The sequence below is a fragment of the Neobacillus sp. MER 74 genome (genome assembly GCF_023714155.1).
The window spans coordinates 1-270 of sequence record NZ_JAMAUV010000106.1; the positions used below are offsets into that span (position 1 = coordinate 1).

The 270-nt window shown below is 49.3% G+C and carries 1 tRNA gene and 1 rRNA gene; both read right to left on the reverse strand.

Annotated features, from left to right (window positions below):
- Window positions 1-77 (reverse strand) — tRNA-Ile (locus tag M3610_RS28710).
- A gap of 102 nt (window positions 78-179) precedes the next feature.
- Window positions 180-270: ribosomal RNA gene (locus M3610_RS28715) — 16S ribosomal RNA — on the reverse strand; the annotation flags it as partial.

Genomic DNA, 270 nt, shown 5'->3' on the forward strand with positions numbered 1-270 from the left:
TGGTGGGCCTAAATGGACTCGAACCATCGACCTCACGCTTATCAGGCGTGCGCTCTAACCAGCTGAGCTATAGGCCCCCACTTCAAAAATATGAGAGAGATTGCACTCTCAAAACTAAACAAACAAAGATCGCGAACAAACTATTTTGTCTGGCTCACAAGTCCAGCTTATATCCTTAGAAAGGAGGTGATCCAGCCGCACCTTCCGATACGGCTACCTTGTTACGACTTCACCCCAATCATCTGTCCCACCTTAGGCGGCTGGCTCCTT